General features: G+C 68.1%; 14 protein-coding genes. 8 read left to right on the top strand and 6 right to left on the bottom strand.

The features are described from left to right. Window positions 1–7: 7 nt before the first annotated feature. The 3 genes from DTQ71_RS14160 to DTQ71_RS14150 are packed head-to-tail and all read left to right on the top strand — an operon-like array spanning window position 8 to window position 2,041. Window positions 8–514 carry a Fur family transcriptional regulator gene (locus DTQ71_RS14160; protein ID WP_109564950.1) on the top strand — a complete coding sequence of 169 codons (507 nt, stop codon included), beginning with the start codon at window positions 8–10 and terminating at the stop codon, window positions 512–514. Continuing rightward, complete coding sequence (locus tag DTQ71_RS14155) at window positions 511–1,239, top strand: metal ABC transporter ATP-binding protein (protein ID WP_109565046.1); 729 nt, start codon at window positions 511–513, stop codon at window positions 1,237–1,239. The genes DTQ71_RS14160 and DTQ71_RS14155 overlap by 4 nt, the downstream gene beginning before the upstream one ends. A gap of 10 nt (window positions 1,240–1,249) precedes the next feature. Next, complete coding sequence (locus DTQ71_RS14150; RefSeq protein WP_109565045.1) at window positions 1,250–2,041, top strand: metal ABC transporter permease; 792 nt, start codon at window positions 1,250–1,252, stop codon at window positions 2,039–2,041. A 9-nt stretch (window positions 2,042–2,050) separates the two neighbouring features. Here the strand turns inward: DTQ71_RS14150 and DTQ71_RS14145 are convergent, their stop codons facing one another. After that, on the bottom strand, window positions 2,051–2,362 hold the full coding sequence (locus DTQ71_RS14145; protein ID WP_109564949.1) for an ETC complex I subunit: 312 nt from the start codon (window positions 2,360–2,362) through the stop codon (window positions 2,051–2,053). 137 nt (window positions 2,363–2,499) lie between these two features. On the opposite strand from DTQ71_RS14145, the gene DTQ71_RS14140 reads away from it, so the two are divergent. Both DTQ71_RS14140 and uvrB read left to right on the top strand, forming a co-directional pair. Beyond that, window positions 2,500–4,182 carry a calcium-binding protein gene (locus DTQ71_RS14140; RefSeq protein WP_146204861.1) on the top strand — a complete coding sequence of 561 codons (1,683 nt, stop codon included), beginning with the start codon at window positions 2,500–2,502 and terminating at the stop codon, window positions 4,180–4,182. A 63-nt stretch (window positions 4,183–4,245) separates the two neighbouring features. Then, window positions 4,246–6,471: an excinuclease ABC subunit UvrB gene (gene uvrB, locus DTQ71_RS14135; protein ID WP_172500061.1), complete on the top strand. Its 2,226-nt coding sequence runs from the start codon at window positions 4,246–4,248 to the stop codon at window positions 6,469–6,471. 71 nt (window positions 6,472–6,542) lie between these two features. Here the strand turns inward: uvrB and DTQ71_RS14130 are convergent, their stop codons facing one another. From DTQ71_RS14130 to DTQ71_RS24640, 5 genes are all read right to left on the bottom strand, one after another. Continuing rightward, the gene (locus DTQ71_RS14130) at window positions 6,543–7,043 is read right to left on the bottom strand and encodes an REP-associated tyrosine transposase (protein ID WP_109564947.1); all 501 of its coding nucleotides are present in this window, start codon (window positions 7,041–7,043) and stop codon (window positions 6,543–6,545) included. Between the two features lie 99 nt (window positions 7,044–7,142). After that, window positions 7,143–7,736, bottom strand: coding sequence for a rhodanese-like domain-containing protein (locus tag DTQ71_RS14125; RefSeq protein ID WP_109564946.1), 594 nt, complete (start codon window positions 7,734–7,736; stop codon window positions 7,143–7,145). A gap of 51 nt (window positions 7,737–7,787) precedes the next feature. After that, window positions 7,788–8,063 carry a GlsB/YeaQ/YmgE family stress response membrane protein gene (locus DTQ71_RS14120; RefSeq protein ID WP_109564945.1) on the bottom strand — a complete coding sequence of 92 codons (276 nt, stop codon included), beginning with the start codon at window positions 8,061–8,063 and terminating at the stop codon, window positions 7,788–7,790. A gap of 37 nt (window positions 8,064–8,100) precedes the next feature. Further along, window positions 8,101–8,304, bottom strand: coding sequence for a hypothetical protein (locus DTQ71_RS23780; protein WP_174900361.1), 204 nt, complete (start codon window positions 8,302–8,304; stop codon window positions 8,101–8,103). A 33-nt stretch (window positions 8,305–8,337) separates the two neighbouring features. Beyond that, entirely contained in the window at window positions 8,338–8,466 is a 129-nt protein-coding gene (locus DTQ71_RS24640) for a hypothetical protein (protein ID WP_281271243.1), read from the bottom strand. 533 nt (window positions 8,467–8,999) lie between these two features. On the opposite strand from DTQ71_RS24640, the gene DTQ71_RS14110 reads away from it, so the two are divergent. The 3 genes from DTQ71_RS14110 (at window position 9,000) to DTQ71_RS14100 (ending at window position 13,508) form a co-directional block, all read left to right on the top strand. Next, complete coding sequence (locus DTQ71_RS14110; RefSeq protein ID WP_109565043.1) at window positions 9,000–10,634, top strand: hypothetical protein; 1,635 nt, start codon at window positions 9,000–9,002, stop codon at window positions 10,632–10,634. A gap of 264 nt (window positions 10,635–10,898) precedes the next feature. Further along, window positions 10,899–11,351 carry a PDC sensor domain-containing protein gene (locus DTQ71_RS14105; RefSeq protein ID WP_245947535.1) on the top strand — a complete coding sequence of 151 codons (453 nt, stop codon included), beginning with the start codon at window positions 10,899–10,901 and terminating at the stop codon, window positions 11,349–11,351. A gap of 66 nt (window positions 11,352–11,417) precedes the next feature. Further along, entirely contained in the window at window positions 11,418–13,508 is a 2,091-nt protein-coding gene (locus tag DTQ71_RS14100; RefSeq protein WP_109564944.1) for a HAMP domain-containing methyl-accepting chemotaxis protein, read from the top strand. The last annotated feature ends 951 nt before the right edge of the window (window positions 13,509–14,459 follow it).

Below are 14,459 nucleotides of genomic sequence, written 5' to 3'. Positions count from 1 at the left end.
CAAGATCATGACAAGCATCACCGACACCCCCGCGCCCCTCCCGGGTTTTGCTGAGCACGACCATGGCGACTGCATCGCCTCGGCGCTTCGCTCGGTCGAGGAAACTTGCGATGCCAATGGCTTGCGGCTGACGCCCGTGCGCCGCGCCGCGCTCGAGATCCTGCTCCACGGGCACCGGGCGCTGGGCGCCTATGCGGTGCTCGACGCCCTCAGGGAGCGGGGATTCGGCTCGCAGCCGCCGGTCGCCTACCGGGCGCTCGATTTCCTGGTGGCGCATGGATTCGCACATAAGATCGAGCGGCTGAACGCCTTCGTCGCCTGCGTGGAGCCGGGCGACGATCACGCGCCCGTCTTCATGATCTGCCGGGTCTGCGACGCGGTCGCCGAGGCGCCCGCCGCGCCCGCGCGGGCCGCGCTGAGCGAGGTCGCGCGGGCCAGCGGCTTTACCGTCGAGAGGGCCATGATCGAGGTGCTGGGCGTCTGCCCGGGATGTGCCGAGGCGGCGCCCGCATGAGCCTTGTCACGGTCGAAGGGCTGAGCATCCGCTATGGCGGCAAGACCGCGCTCCGTGGCGTTGACCTGTCGATCGAGCCTGGGGAGATCGTGACGATTGTGGGGCCGAACGGCTCCGGCAAGACCACGCTTCTGCGCGCGGTGATCGGGGCGCTGCGTCCCGCGTCGGGGCGCGTTCGGCTCAAGCCCGGTCTGCGCCTGGGCTATGTGCCACAACGGCTGCATATCGACCCGACCTTGCCGATCACGGTCGGTCGTTTCCTGGCCTTGCCCCACCGCGCGCCTCACGGGGCCCGGCGCGCCGCGCTCCAGCGGGCGGGGGTGCCCGATCTGATGGACCGCCAGATGTCCGGTCTCTCGGGCGGGCAATTCCAGCGCGTCCTACTGGCCCGCGCCCTGATCGGAGACCCCGAGATCCTGCTTCTGGATGAGGCGACGCAAGGGCTGGACCAGCCCGGCTCCGCCGCCTTCTACCGCCAGATCGAGGCGGTCCGCGCCGAGACCGGCTGCGCGGTGCTGATGATCAGCCACGAACTGCACGTCGTCATGGCCGCCTCCGACCGGGTGATCTGCCTCAACGGGCATGTCTGCTGCGAGGGCTCGCCCGCCGTGGTCGCCTCCGCGCCCGAATACCGGGCGCTGTTCGGGACGGGGACGGGCGGCGCGCTGGCGCTCTATCGCCACGACCACGACCACGATCATTCCCACGATCACGCGGCGGAGTAGCGCGATGGATCTGCTTGGCGACTTCATGACCCGCGCGACTTTGGCGGGGATGGGCGTGGCGCTGGCCGCCGCGCCGCTGGGTTCTTTCGTCGTGTGGCGGCGGATGGCCTATTTCGGGGATGCGACGGCCCATGCCGCGATGCTGGGCGTGGCGCTGTCGCTGGCCTTTGGCATGTCGATCTTCGCGGGCGCGCTCGTGGTCGCCTTCACGATGGCGCTGACGGTGAACGCGCTGACCGGGCGCGGCTATGCGATGGACACGCTGCTGGGCGTGATGGCGCATTCGGCCTTGGCCTTCGGGCTGGTCGCCGTGTCCTTTCTCTCCGGGGTCCGGATCGATCTGATGGCCTATCTCTTCGGGGACATCCTGGCGGTGTCGCGCCTGGATCTGGCCGTGATCTGGGGCGGGGCGGCCGTGGTGGCGGGGCTGATCGCCTGGCGGTGGTCGGCGCTGCTGACGGCGACGCTGAACGCCGACCTGGCCTATGCCAGCGGGATCGACCCCCGGCGCGAGCAGCTGGTGCTGACCGTGGCCCTGGCGGTCACGGTCGCCGTGGCGATCAAGGTGGTGGGCGTCCTGCTGATCGCGGCCATGCTGATCATTCCGGCCGCCGCCGCCCGGCCCCTGGCCCGATCGCCCGAGGCGATGGCGGTCATCGCGGGCGCCATCGGCGCGGGGAGTGCGATCGTCGGCCTACGCGCGGCCTTCGTTCTCGACACGCCCGCGGGCCCGACCATCGTCTGCTGTGCGGCGCTCGCCTTCGCGGGGACGTCGCTGTGGCGCCGCGCGCCGCTGGGCTGAGCCCGGCGCTCAGTGCGTCCAGGCGCCACGCCGGTTGGTGGCGAAATTGTCGCCGTAGCCGCCGGGCCGGACATTGGCGCGGCGCTTTTGCGGGCGGAGGACGATGTAGTCGATCCGCTCCTCGCGGGCGTAATCCTCGGCCTCCCGCTGGCTCTCGAAGCGCAGCTTGACCTGGGACTGGGTATCGCGCGAGCCGGTCCAGCCGGTCAGCGGGTCCACCTCCCGCGGGGTCTCGGGCACGAATTCCAGAACCCAGTCGCGGGTCTTGGCGGTGCCAGAGGACATGGCGGTCTTGGCGGGCTTGTAGATGCGGGCGCGCATGGGGGCCTCCGGGACGAAGGGAATTGATGTCGTCCTACAGGAACGGACGGCGCGGCGGCAAGAGGCGACGGAGCCGGGGGTGTCAACGCGGCCGACAGATGCAAGCAATTCTCTGACGTGCAAATTTCGGGAATAAAGTGACTTTTCCCGATGCTGACGCGGCACGCACGGTGTTCGAACGCGCCCGTGACATCTGGCTGCACATCGAAGACCCGCGTGACTATGTCGATTACCCGGATCTGCCCTCCGTGAGCCACGAGTTGGGCCGGTCGATCCTCGCTGCCAAAGATGCGCTGGACGAGTTCCTCGCCTCTTTCGGGGAGGCCCAGGCCGAGCTTTCCGTCCTTGCCGCGCAGGCCGAAGCGATCACGCAGGCCGAGACGGCTTGGCGTCTGATGCGCGAAATCCGCCAGGGCGGCGATGCGCTGGCCTCCGACGCGGTCGCCGCGGCGGAGGCGGCCATCGCGGCGCTCGGCGCGAACCGCCCGTCCATCACGTTAATCGAGGAGGCCGCCCAGGCCGTCACCATCGCCTCCGCCGTGCTGGCCGTGGTCGCCCGTGTCGACATTGAGTTGGCAGGCGGGACGCGGGACATGCTGAGGGAGTCGCGATCTTACCTTGGGGAAACCTTCGAGCAGGGCTTGTTCTTCAGGTTGCCAGGCGCGCTTTTCGAGCCTGAAAGCTTGGATGTCGCAACGAAGCAGCCGGAGGTGCAGTTCCGTGGGTGCGAACCACGATTCGGTGACGATCCCTCAACAGGAGAAATTGAGCTCTGGTGGATCGTCTGGAACGGGACCGTTTCGACGCCGCTCTTGCCCTACGAAATATTCCCAACGTCGCGACCCGCTTCCGGGCGGAACCGGCTGGGCGAAATGTATGTCGTGTATCGCGACGGTGACGGACACGAAATCTCGTCCGGCGAAGCCGAGGCGTGGACGTCGTTCGAAGCGCGTGCTGAAACCCACGAGGAAATCGCCCGCGACATCGCGGCCGTGGAGATCCTTGACGCGTTTCACTTCGATCTGCTGGAGGACGCTTATTCCGCAATCGAGTCCTACCACGCGTTCAGCGTGAAGATCCTTACGGACGAGAGCGATCCGTATGACTTCGATGGATCCACTGTCGCAGATATCCTGTTCGATGGTCCTGATGCTTCGCATCTCAGAGGCGAGGACGGCAATGATCGGCTCTTCGGTGGTGTGGGGGATGACAGCCTCTCTGGAGGCGCTGATGACGACCGGCTGGACGGCGGGCCTGGCGCCGACGAGATGCGTGGCGGGCCCGGTGACGATCTCTTCCTCGTCGATGACCCGAGCGACACCGTCTTCGAATCGCGCGGCCAGGGCGGCTTCGACTTCGTCCGAACCTCCGTCGACTTCTCCACCGGCGCCCAGGAGATCGAGCATGTCTTTGCCGAGAGCGACGCGGGCCTCCGCCTCGCGGGCGGCGTCTTCGATCAGCGGATCACCGGCGGGGCGGGTGACGATACGCTCTCGGGCGGGGAGGGCGCGGACGATTTTCTCTTCGACCGCTGGCCCGGGAAGATGACGATCACGGATTTCGGGTCGGGCGACCGGCTGATCTTCGACGATCGGAGCCTGCGCGCGGGGGACGGGCTGGACCTCGCGGAACCGGGGCATGACTTGCGTCCGCTCTCCCGTGCGCTCTCGCAAGCGGTTCAGGAGGCCGACTTGGCCCGATGGGACGCGGAGACCGGCACGCTCTGGCTGGATCTCGACGCCGGCGCGCCGGGGCTGGAGCGGGTGGTCATGCTCGGGGAAGGGGCGGAGCTCCGGCTCGCCGACATCTGGCTCCTCTGACGGCGCGCTTGAACGCCCGCGCCGAGACGACACATTAGGGCCAATCCGTATCGCGAGCGACCCATGGCCCATAACAACGACAACCGTCCCAAGGGCGAGATCCTGACCCTGCCCGAGCGCGACGTGGACATGCAGTCCCGCGCGCCCGCCGCGCGCCCCAAGCTGGAGGGCGGCAAGCGGCTCAGGATGGAGACGGCGTTCAGCCCGGCGGGCGACCAGCCCACCGCCATCGCCGAGCTGGCCCAGGGCATTCTGGACGGGGAGCGGGATCAGGTCCTGCTGGGCGCGACCGGCACCGGCAAGACCTTCACCATGGCGAAGATCATCGAAGAGACCCAGCGCCCGGCGATCATTCTCGCCCCGAACAAGACGCTGGCCGCCCAGCTCTACGGCGAGTTCAAGGGCTTCTTCCCCGATAACGCCGTCGAATATTTCGTCAGCTATTACGACTACTACCAGCCCGAGGCCTATGTCCCCCGGTCGGACACCTTCATCGAGAAGGAGTCCCAGATCAACGAGCAGATCGATCGGATGCGCCACTCCGCCACAAGGGCGCTCTTGGAGCGCGACGATGTGATCATCGTGGCCTCGGTGTCGTGCATTTACGGCATCGGCTCGGTCGAGACCTATGGCGCCATGACGCAGGACCTGATTGCGGGGCAGGACTACGACCAGCGCAAGGTGATGGCCGATCTCGTGGCGCAGCAATACCGCCGCAACGACGCGGCCTTCGCGCGGGGCAGCTTCCGGGTGCGGGGCGACTCGGTCGAGATCTGGCCCGCCCACCTGGAGGATCGCGCCTGGCGGCTGAGCTTCTTCGGCGAGGAACTGGAGGCGATCACCGAATTCGACCCGCTGACCGGGGCCAAGACCGGCAGCATGGACAAGATCCGGGTCTACGCGAACAGCCACTACGTCACGCCGCGCCCCACCATGCAGCAGGCGATCAAGAACATCCGCGCCGAGCTGGAGGTGCGGCTCAAGCAGCTGGTGGACGAGGGCAAGCTCCTGGAGGCGCAGCGGCTGGAGCAGCGCACCAAGTTCGACCTGGAGATGCTGGAGGCGACCGGCGTCTGCAACGGGATCGAGAACTATTCCCGTTACCTCACCGGCCGCGCGCCCGGTGAGCCGCCGCCGACGCTTTTCGAATACATCCCCGACAACGCCATCGTCTTCGCCGACGAGAGCCACGTCTCGGTGCCGCAGATCGGCGGCATGTATCGCGGCGACTACCGTCGTAAGTTCACCCTGGCGGAGCACGGCTTCCGTCTGCCCTCCTGCATGGACAACCGCCCGCTCAAGTTCGAGGAATGGGACGCGATGCGGCCCCAGTCGGTCTTTGTGTCGGCCACGCCGGCGGCGTGGGAGTTGGAGCAGACGGGCGGCGTCTTCACCGAGCAGGTGATCCGGCCCACGGGCCTACTGGACCCGGAGGTCGAGATACGCCCGGTCGACATGCAGGTCGACGACCTGCTGGACGAGATCCGCAAGGTCTCGGCCAAGGGCTACCGCACGCTGGTCACCACGCTGACCAAGCGCATGGCCGAGGATCTGACCGAGTATCTGCACGAGCAGGGCATCAAAGTCCGCTACATGCACTCGGATATCGACACGATCGAGCGGATCGAGATCCTGAGGGATCTGCGTCTGGGCGCGTTCGACGTGCTGATTGGGATCAACCTCTTGCGCGAGGGGCTCGACATTCCGGAATGCGGGCTGGTCGCGATCCTGGACGCGGATAAGGAGGGGTTCCTGCGCTCCGAGACCTCGCTGGTGCAGACGATCGGCCGGGCGGCGCGGAACGCCGATGGCCGCGTCATCATGTATGCCGACCGCATCACCGGCTCGATGGAGCGCGCCATCGCCGAGACCGAGCGGCGCCGCGCCAAGCAGATCGCCTATAACGAGGAACACGGGATCACCCCCGCGACGGTCAAGAAGAACGTCGAGGACGTGCTGGCCGGGCTCTACCAGGGCGATGTCGACATGAACCGCGTGACGGCCAAGGTCGAGAAGCCGATGCATGGCGGCAACCTCCAGGCGCATCTGGAGGGCCTGCGCGAGCAGATGCGCAAGGCCGCCGAGAACCTGGAATTCGAGGAAGCGGCGCGGCTCCGCGACGAGGTCAAGCGGTTGGAGCAGGTAGATCTGGTGGTCTCCGACGACCCGCTGGCACGGCAATCGGCGGTCGAGCAGGCCGTCGAGGATGCGCGCCGGGCCGAAGGGCGGTCGACGGCCGGACGCCCCGGGCAGCGCGGGGGGAACGTGAAGCGGAAGCGGAAACGGTAGGCGGTCGCCTCACCCCGAGTCGCGTCCAGGGGGCCTCCGCGCGGGCGACGGTGGGCATGGTGATGCCCACCCTACGTGCCGTCCCAGTCCGCGCCGATCTGGCCGGCCCGGATCGCGCCATGGATCGACGAGAATTCCCAATCGGCCGCGCGGTCGACCAGACCGTGCTTGACCGGGTTCGCCCAGACGTAGCGGAGCGCCGCATGCCATTCCCGGTCGTCCCTTATCGCGTGTTCCCAGAACCGCCTCTGCCAGATGCCCCGCTCCCGCGCGCGCCACTTGCTCGCGGATCGGCCCGGCTGAGTCTCGACGGACCGGCTGAAGCGATGTTTCAGTTTGCGCCACCGCTCCGAGAAGTCCGCATCGCCGGGTGGGAGTGTCCAGACCGCATGCAGATGATCGGGTAGCACGACCATCGCGTCGCAGCGCACCGGCATGGTGCGGACCGTCGCCGCATAGGCGGCGCGCAGGGCGTCGATCCGTTGCGTCAGCAGGTCGTCGCCGCGGCGGGCGAGGCCGACGGTGAAAAAGTAGCTTCCCCCAGGGATGCGCAGGCGGCGATAGGTCGACATGCGTCCTGCATGGCCGAAACAGCGTGAACGCGCGGTTAACGTAGGGTGGGCATCACCATGCCCACCGCCCGAGGCCGCAGGTCGGGGGCGATCAGTCCCTCACCCCTCCCCCGGCACCCGCACCGTCAGCCCCAGCATCCGCCAGACCTGCATGCCGCCGCGGTAGTAGCGGATGCGCTCGGCCGGGTAGCCGGCCTCGATGATCCGGCGGATCGCGGTCGGGGACTGGCCGCACCAGGGGCCGTTGCAGAACAGCACGACCTCGGATGCCTCCTCACAGAGGAAGCCGTCGAAATCGAGCTCGCAGCCCAGCTCATGCAGGCGGTCGGCCATCTCGTTATAGGGGATCGAGATCGCGCCGGGGATCGTCCCGCCCTGCCAGTCGGGGCGCACGCGGCTGTCGATCACGATGACCTCCGGATCCTGAAGCGCGGCCAGCACCTCCAACTCGCCGATCGTGGCGACCCCCTCGGCGGGCGTCATCGGCTGGATGCAGAAGTTCGGGCAGGGGCGCGAGGTGCGGGCGAACTCGCCCGTGAGTTCGTGCTCCGTATCCTGGATGCGCGAGATCGTTGCCTCGCCCGATTCGGTCGGGACGGTGACGGACATCATGTCGGGCGTGATGCGGACTTCCTCCGCCGCGAGCGGTGTGGCGGCCATGGCCAGAAGGAGGGGGAAGGCGAGGCGGGTCATCGTTGGGCTCCGGTCTGTTTCGCGCTACAGAACCACGCCGCAACGGCGGCGTCACCCCCGGCGTGACAGCGCCCGCACCACGCCCAGGGTCACCACCGCGCCCACCAGACCGACCGCCGCCACCAGCAGGAGTCCCCCCGCGGCCAACACCGTTATTCCCAGCAGAGCCAGCATGAACGGCGTCGCCACCGCCGCCACCGCGCCGATGGCACCGTAGAGTCGCGGGCTGCGCCCCGTGAGCTTGCCCATGAGCAGGCCAACCGCCAGCCCCACCAGCGCCAGGGTCGCCAGCGCGGCGATGCCGAAACCTTCCAGAACCGCTTCCATCTTCCATCCTCCTCCCACCACTGGGCACTGCCGGGGATCAACCCGCCGGGGCCCGGTCGGGTCCCGCGCGGCGCTCTCCCCGCGCCCGCATGGCCAGCCCGTTTTTCGTTCGGGGCATCTCTGCGTCGAAGCCCCAGGCGCCGATCTTCACCTGATGGACCCGCACCGAGCTGCCTGCCTTCACGGTCGCGCTGGTGATGATCTCAGCGGTTTCCTCGGACGTAAAGACACCTCCCAGCACCCGGCTGTCGATCGATGGTATCGGAGCCTCCTGTCACGGCGGGGGGCAGTGGACGAACACGCCGCTGTCGATCACGGCGGTCTGGCCGGTGATCGTATCGGAGCGGCAGAATTGCATGATCTGCCGGGCCATGTCGGCCAGCGCGGTGGTCGTCCCCAGCACCGCCCGCCTTGCTCGGCGACGGCGCGATGGAGGCATCGATAGGCTTCAAGCCCGCCATCGCGGCGACGGTGACGACGCGGCCGCCGGGGGCTGCGCGCAGATGCGGGGCGGCGGCCCGCGCCATGGCCGCGGTGTCGACCAGGATGTCGAGCCCGCCCGCCGCGCCGACTGTCTGCCGCATCGCCTCGCCACCCCCCTTCCGCCCCGTCTCGCCGAGGGGGTGGAGCGCTGCGCCGATGGCGTCATCGGTGACGGGTCGTCCGTTCCAGATGCGCTCCACGATGGCGTTCGCCCGACTACGGTCCCGCGCCGTTCCGGCTTAGCCTTCTGGCCGTCACATCAACCTCGGGGTCGCCGAGGTGGAGGGCTGTGCGGCCCGTCGCCGGGTCATCGGGATGCAAGGGAGGCGTCATGACGCCTCCGGACCAATGCGGCCACCCCAGGCTCGAGGCGCCATCCGAGACCAGCCCTGCGCCAGGCGCGACCGAGGGGCGCCGATGTGCTAGACTGCCCCGACAGCGGGGGGGGTGCTGATGGACAGTTATTTCGATTTGGGGCGCTACAGCCGCCCCGCCAGCGACGTGCCAGAGGCGCAGATCTGGTTCGACCGGGGCCTCGTCTGGCTCTTCGGCTACAACCACGAGGAAGCGATCGTCTGCTTCGAGCACGTGCTGGAGGCCGATCCCGGCTGCGCGTTGGCGCATTGGGGCATCGCCTATGCGATCGGACCCAACTACAACAAACCCTGGGAGGTGTTCGACCCCGAAGAGAAAGCCCCCGCCCTGGCGCGCGCCCATGCCGCCCTGGCCGCGGGCCTCGATGCGGCGCCTTCGGGCAGCGTCGAGCACGCCATGCTGGAGGCCCTGGCCGCCCGCTATCCGGACGATCCGGGCATCGAGGACTATCAGCCCTTCAACGACGGGTTCGCCGCCGCGATGGCGCCCGTCCAGGCCGCGCATCCCGAAGACCTGGACGTGATCTTCGTCACCGCCGAGGCGATGATGAACCGCACCCCCTGGAAGCTCTGGGACCGGCAGAACGGCGTGCCGAACCCGGAGGCCTCGACCGCGACGGTGGTGGACCTGTTGGAGCGGACCTTCGCCGGGCGGCCCGACGCCTGGGACCATCCGGGCCTCCTGCACATGTATATCCACCTCATGGAGATGTCGCCCCATCCCGAACGCGCGCTGCGCCATGGCGACCGCCTGACCCGCCTCGTCCCCGATGCGGGGCACCTCGTTCATATGGGCACCCATATCGACGTGCTCTGCGGCGATTACGAGAACGTCGTGTCGCGCAACCTCGCCGCGGCCGAAGTGGACGACCGGTTCAAGGCCTATGCCGGCGGCGCGAATTTCTATGCGCTCTACCGCATCCACAACCTGCATTTCGCGCTCTATGGGGCGATGTTCCTGGGCCAGAGCGCCGCCGCGATCGAGACCGCCCGGCGCCTGCGCGGGGAGGTCCCCGACGAGGTCGTGCGCGTCTATCCCGACCTCTTCGAGACCTTCGTGGCGGCGCTGCCCCATGTCTATGTCCGCTTCGGCCTGTGGGACCGGATCCTGGAATTGGACCTGCCCGAGGACAAAGAGCTCTACACCACCACGAACGCGCTGATTCTCTACGCCCGCGCCGTCGCCCTCGCCAATCTCGGCCGCCATGACGAGGCCGAGGCCGCCCGCGCCGCCTTCGACGCCGCCTATGCCGTCGTCCCCGAAGAGCGGATGCTGTTCCAGAACACCGCGCGGGACGTGCTGGCCGTGGCCGAGCGGATGATGCTCGGCGAACTGGCCTTCAAGGCCGGGCGCCGGGCCGAGGGGTTGGACCATCTGCGCGCCGCCGTGGCTCTCGATGACGGGCTCGAATACGAGGAGCCCTGGTCCTGGCCGCAACCCACCCGGCACGCGCTCGGGGCGCTGCTGATGGAGGCGGGGGAGTATGCCGAGGCCGAGGCCGTCTACCGTGCCGATCTAGGACTCGACGCCGCGCTGCCCCGGCCCAGTCAGCATCCCCGCAACGTCTGGGCGTTGCACGGGCTGCACGAATGTCTCGAACGGCGCGGCGAAACGGTGGAGCGGCCGCATGTGCGGCTCCTGCTGGATCAGGCGCTGGCCCGCGCCGACATTCCCATCCGGGCCAGTTGCCTCTGTCGGAGCCGCGCTGCCTGAGACCCTTGACACCTGCGCCCCCCGTTAACTCGGCCTTCAGTCCTGATGTCCAACGGTCCGACCGCGCCTTGACGAGACGGTGGGTCGATCACCGTTCTGCGCCGCCTCTGCGCTGGCGGCGGAGGTGCCGATTCAATCGGAACGAAAGGCCCTGACATGAAGAGATTTCTGACCTCCCTGGCCCTGGCCGCACTCGCCAGCCCGGCCGTGGCCTTGGACGACTAGGAAGCGGCCGCCCGCGCCTATGCCGCCGCCGCCGAATGGGTGAGCGACCCGATGCTGGTCGAGGCGATCGCGGCGCAGAACGCCCGGACCGGATCGCTGTCGTTCGACCAGATCAACGAAATGGACGCTGTCTGGCGCGCCGAGATCGGCGCCCTGGAGACGCCGACCATCGATGGTGTGATCGCCGCGCCCGCCTCGGATTTCCTCCGGGCCCGCGTGGCGGAGGCCGGTGGGCTGATCAGCGAGATCTTCGTGATGGACGGGGTCGGCCTCAATGTCGCGGCCAGCGGCGTCACCTCCGACTATTGGCAGGGCGATGAGGCCAAGTTCACCGAGACCTATCCGCTTGGGTCCGGCGCGATGCATGTCGGCCCACTGGAGTTCGACGAGTCCAGCCAGACGTTCCAGGTGCAGGTGTCGATGCCCATTGTCGATGCCGCGGGCACAGTCATCGGGGCCATCACTTTGGGTCTCAACGCCGAAGCGCTCTGAGCGGCGATCGGAACCAGCTGGTCCCGCCACGGGGTGGGGCCAAGGCAGGCACGTTTCGGGGGACAGATGAGACTCACGACGAAACTCAACGCGACCTTTGCCACCATGATCGGTATGATCGCCGTCGCCTGCCTGTTCGGCTGGTGGGGCCTGACACGGATCGCTGACGAAACGCAGCAGCTGGTCGAGGTCGACTCGCGCAAGACGGCCCTTCAGCAAGAGATCCGCACGAATACCAAGGACGTGCAGCGCCTCGTTCTAAGCTATCTCGACGACTACCTCTTCCTCCAAAGCCCCGAGGCGGTCGAAGCCGCGCTGTCACGCACGGATCGCCTGATCGCCGATGTCGACGCGCTCCGCGCTCAGTTGCGCGCGTTGCCGTCCTCGGTGCGGGAGACAGCGCTCTACGACAGGTTCGACGCGGCCTGGGACGCCTATGTTGCGTCTGAGAACGCGCTGCGCCCCATTGCCTTGATCCGGTCGAACCTTGTCGCCGCCGAGGCCTATGCCGGCCCGGGCGACGAAGCCTTCCGCGGCCTTCGCACGGCCATCGACAGCGGGATCGAAGAGGCACAGGCCGCCGGGTCCAGCCTGGTGATCGCCCTCTCTCGCGCGACCCCCAAGCTGGAGGCGATGCGGGCGATCGAGGGCGAAGTCCTGCTGGGCCGCGCGGTGGAGGCCGACCTGGAAGAGCGGATCGCAGCGCTCCAGAGCGAATTGGGCGAGACCTTCGCCGCCGCGGCGCGCCAGGGGGCCGAGCGCGGCATGGAGATCGCTGCGCGTCTTGACGGCCTCTGGCGCGACTACGCAGACGCGTTCGAGCAAACCCTCTCTCTAGCCGCGGAGAACAGCCGCGCCCGCGCCTATGCCGCTTATGCCGCCGCGAACACGGATTTCACGCTTGCGATCGATGCCATCGACGCCGTCGCCGCCGAAGGCGTCGCCGTGCGGGACGCGCGCGTCGCCTCGACCGAAGCGGCCGCCGAGACGGTCCTGCGCGTCTTGGCCGCCGTCGCTGTGGTCTCTCTGCTCTTGGGGACACTTGCCGCCTTCTGGCTGTCCAGGGGGGTGACCTCCGGACTGGCGCGGGCCCGTTCGGTCATCAGCGCGGTCTCCAAGGGGGATTTGCGCACGGATGACGGCCCGCCCCGGCGCGACGAGATCGGTGGTCTATTGCGGGACATGAACGCGATGGTGGCCGATCTCAGCGAGATGAGTCGCGCGGCCGAAGCGATCTCCGAAGGCGACCTGACCATAGACGTCATGCCCCGATCCGAGCAGGACCGGCTGGGCCGCGCGCTGCGCGACGTCACGCTGCGTCTGCGCGAAGTGCTTGGCGACGCCTCCGTCAGTGCCCGCACGGTCTCGGGCGATGCCGAGGCGATGCAGCGCACTGCCGCAGAACTGAGCGCCGGGTCCGAGAACCAGGCCGCTGCGGTCGAAGAGGCCTCCGCCTCGGTCGAGGAGATGACGGCCAATATCCGTCAATGCGCCGAGAACGCGTCGCAAACCGAAAAGATCGCGCGCCGTTCTTCCGCGGACGCCGAAACATCCGGTGAGGCGGTGGGCACGGCCGTGACCGCGATGCGGACGATCGCCGAGAAGATCCTGGTCGTCCAGGAGATCGCGCGCCAGACCGACCTCCTCGCGCTGAACGCTGCGGTCGAGGCGGCCCGGGCCGGCGAACACGGCCGCGGTTTCGCGGTCGTCGCGGGCGAGGTCCGTGGCCTGGCCGAACGCAGCCGTCAGGCCGCGGTCGAGATCAGCGAATTGTCGGAGCGAACCGTCGAAGCTTCGGGCCGTGCTGGAGAGATGTTGGAGAAGCTGGTCCCGGATATTCAGCGGACGGCCGGACTGGTCGAGGAAATCTCAGCCGCCATGCAGGAACAGCGCGTCGGCGCCGAACAGATCAACCGCGCCATCGGCGATCTGGACCGTGTCGTCCGGCAGAACGCGATGGCTGCGGATCGATCCAAAGCCTCCAGCGAAGAGCTTGCAAACCAGTCGATCCACCTCGCCCGGACCATTTCGTTCTTCCATCTCGACCCGGCTGAAGAACGCGAGACCGGGAGCATGATCGACGCCGGCAGGGCCAATGCCGGCATCGCGCCCCAATCGGCGGATGCCGCGCTCGCGCGGGCTGTGCGCGCGGCCTGATCGGCCGCCCGCGCTTCACACATCGCGACGCCGGGTGCGGCGTGGGAATGCACAGACACGGCGGGCTGTGACCTCCTGTCTCAAGTCTCGCGCGCCAGCATGGGATGATCGATCCAGCCGACATAGAAAGCAGGCAGGGCGGTCGATAAGACGTCTTCCCCCACCCCGCAGATCTACCAGTCGAGCTTGGAAAACTCCTGAAAGTCAGTCGCCGTGACCAGGCGTCATGGGGCATGTCCTCGGCATTGGATATTGAGGAGAGCCGTTCTTTTTTACGGCACGGACTGTGGGTGCTTTGGCGGGTTCAGGCGCGCTCTGTCGATCTGATCGAAGTTCAGTGCAGCGGGCCAGCTTTGGCTGGGCGGGGACGATCTCTCAGGCTCCCGAGCATCGAGCGGGTGGAGCCCTCGTCTTCGAGGGCCCGGCGGGACGCCGTTTCTGACAGTCTTCCAAGGGAGACCTTAGGCAGGCGAGGGCTTGGCGATCCGCACAGATATCACACCAGATCTCACCGGATATCGGTGCAGCCTTCGCTGGCGGATCGAGCGGGGAGGCGAGAGCGTGCGTAATTCCGGCTGCGCCCTAACCGGTGGTGACGCCGCATTGGCCGGGGCGGAGGTCATGCGCGGCGAGATGGCCGGATTTCTATCGGGCAACGACCGACGCAAACCAGCCGAGCCACCGGCACAGCTTCGGCGCGCGCGGGACACGGGCTGATGTCGGCGCCCCACCTCCTCGCGTCACGTGGCTCGCGTGGACGGCATGGAGCGTGGGATCTGCCATTACCTGGGCCACGCGTCATGGGTTCGACAGCTCTATCGGCGTCGTCGAGGGCGGGATCCGGAGCGCGGTGTCGGATTGCTCCCCCCGTCCCGCCGCGCCGGTCGCAAGCTCCGGTCGGGCCGAATCGTCGGACGTCAACGATGGCCGCGCCACACCGAGGATTGCCCG

Origin of the sequence: Jannaschia seohaensis (assembly GCF_900116765.1) — a bacterium.
GTDB lineage: Bacteria > Pseudomonadota > Alphaproteobacteria > Rhodobacterales > Rhodobacteraceae > Jannaschia > Jannaschia seohaensis.
This window is presented reverse-complemented; position numbering and strand designations above follow the sequence as displayed.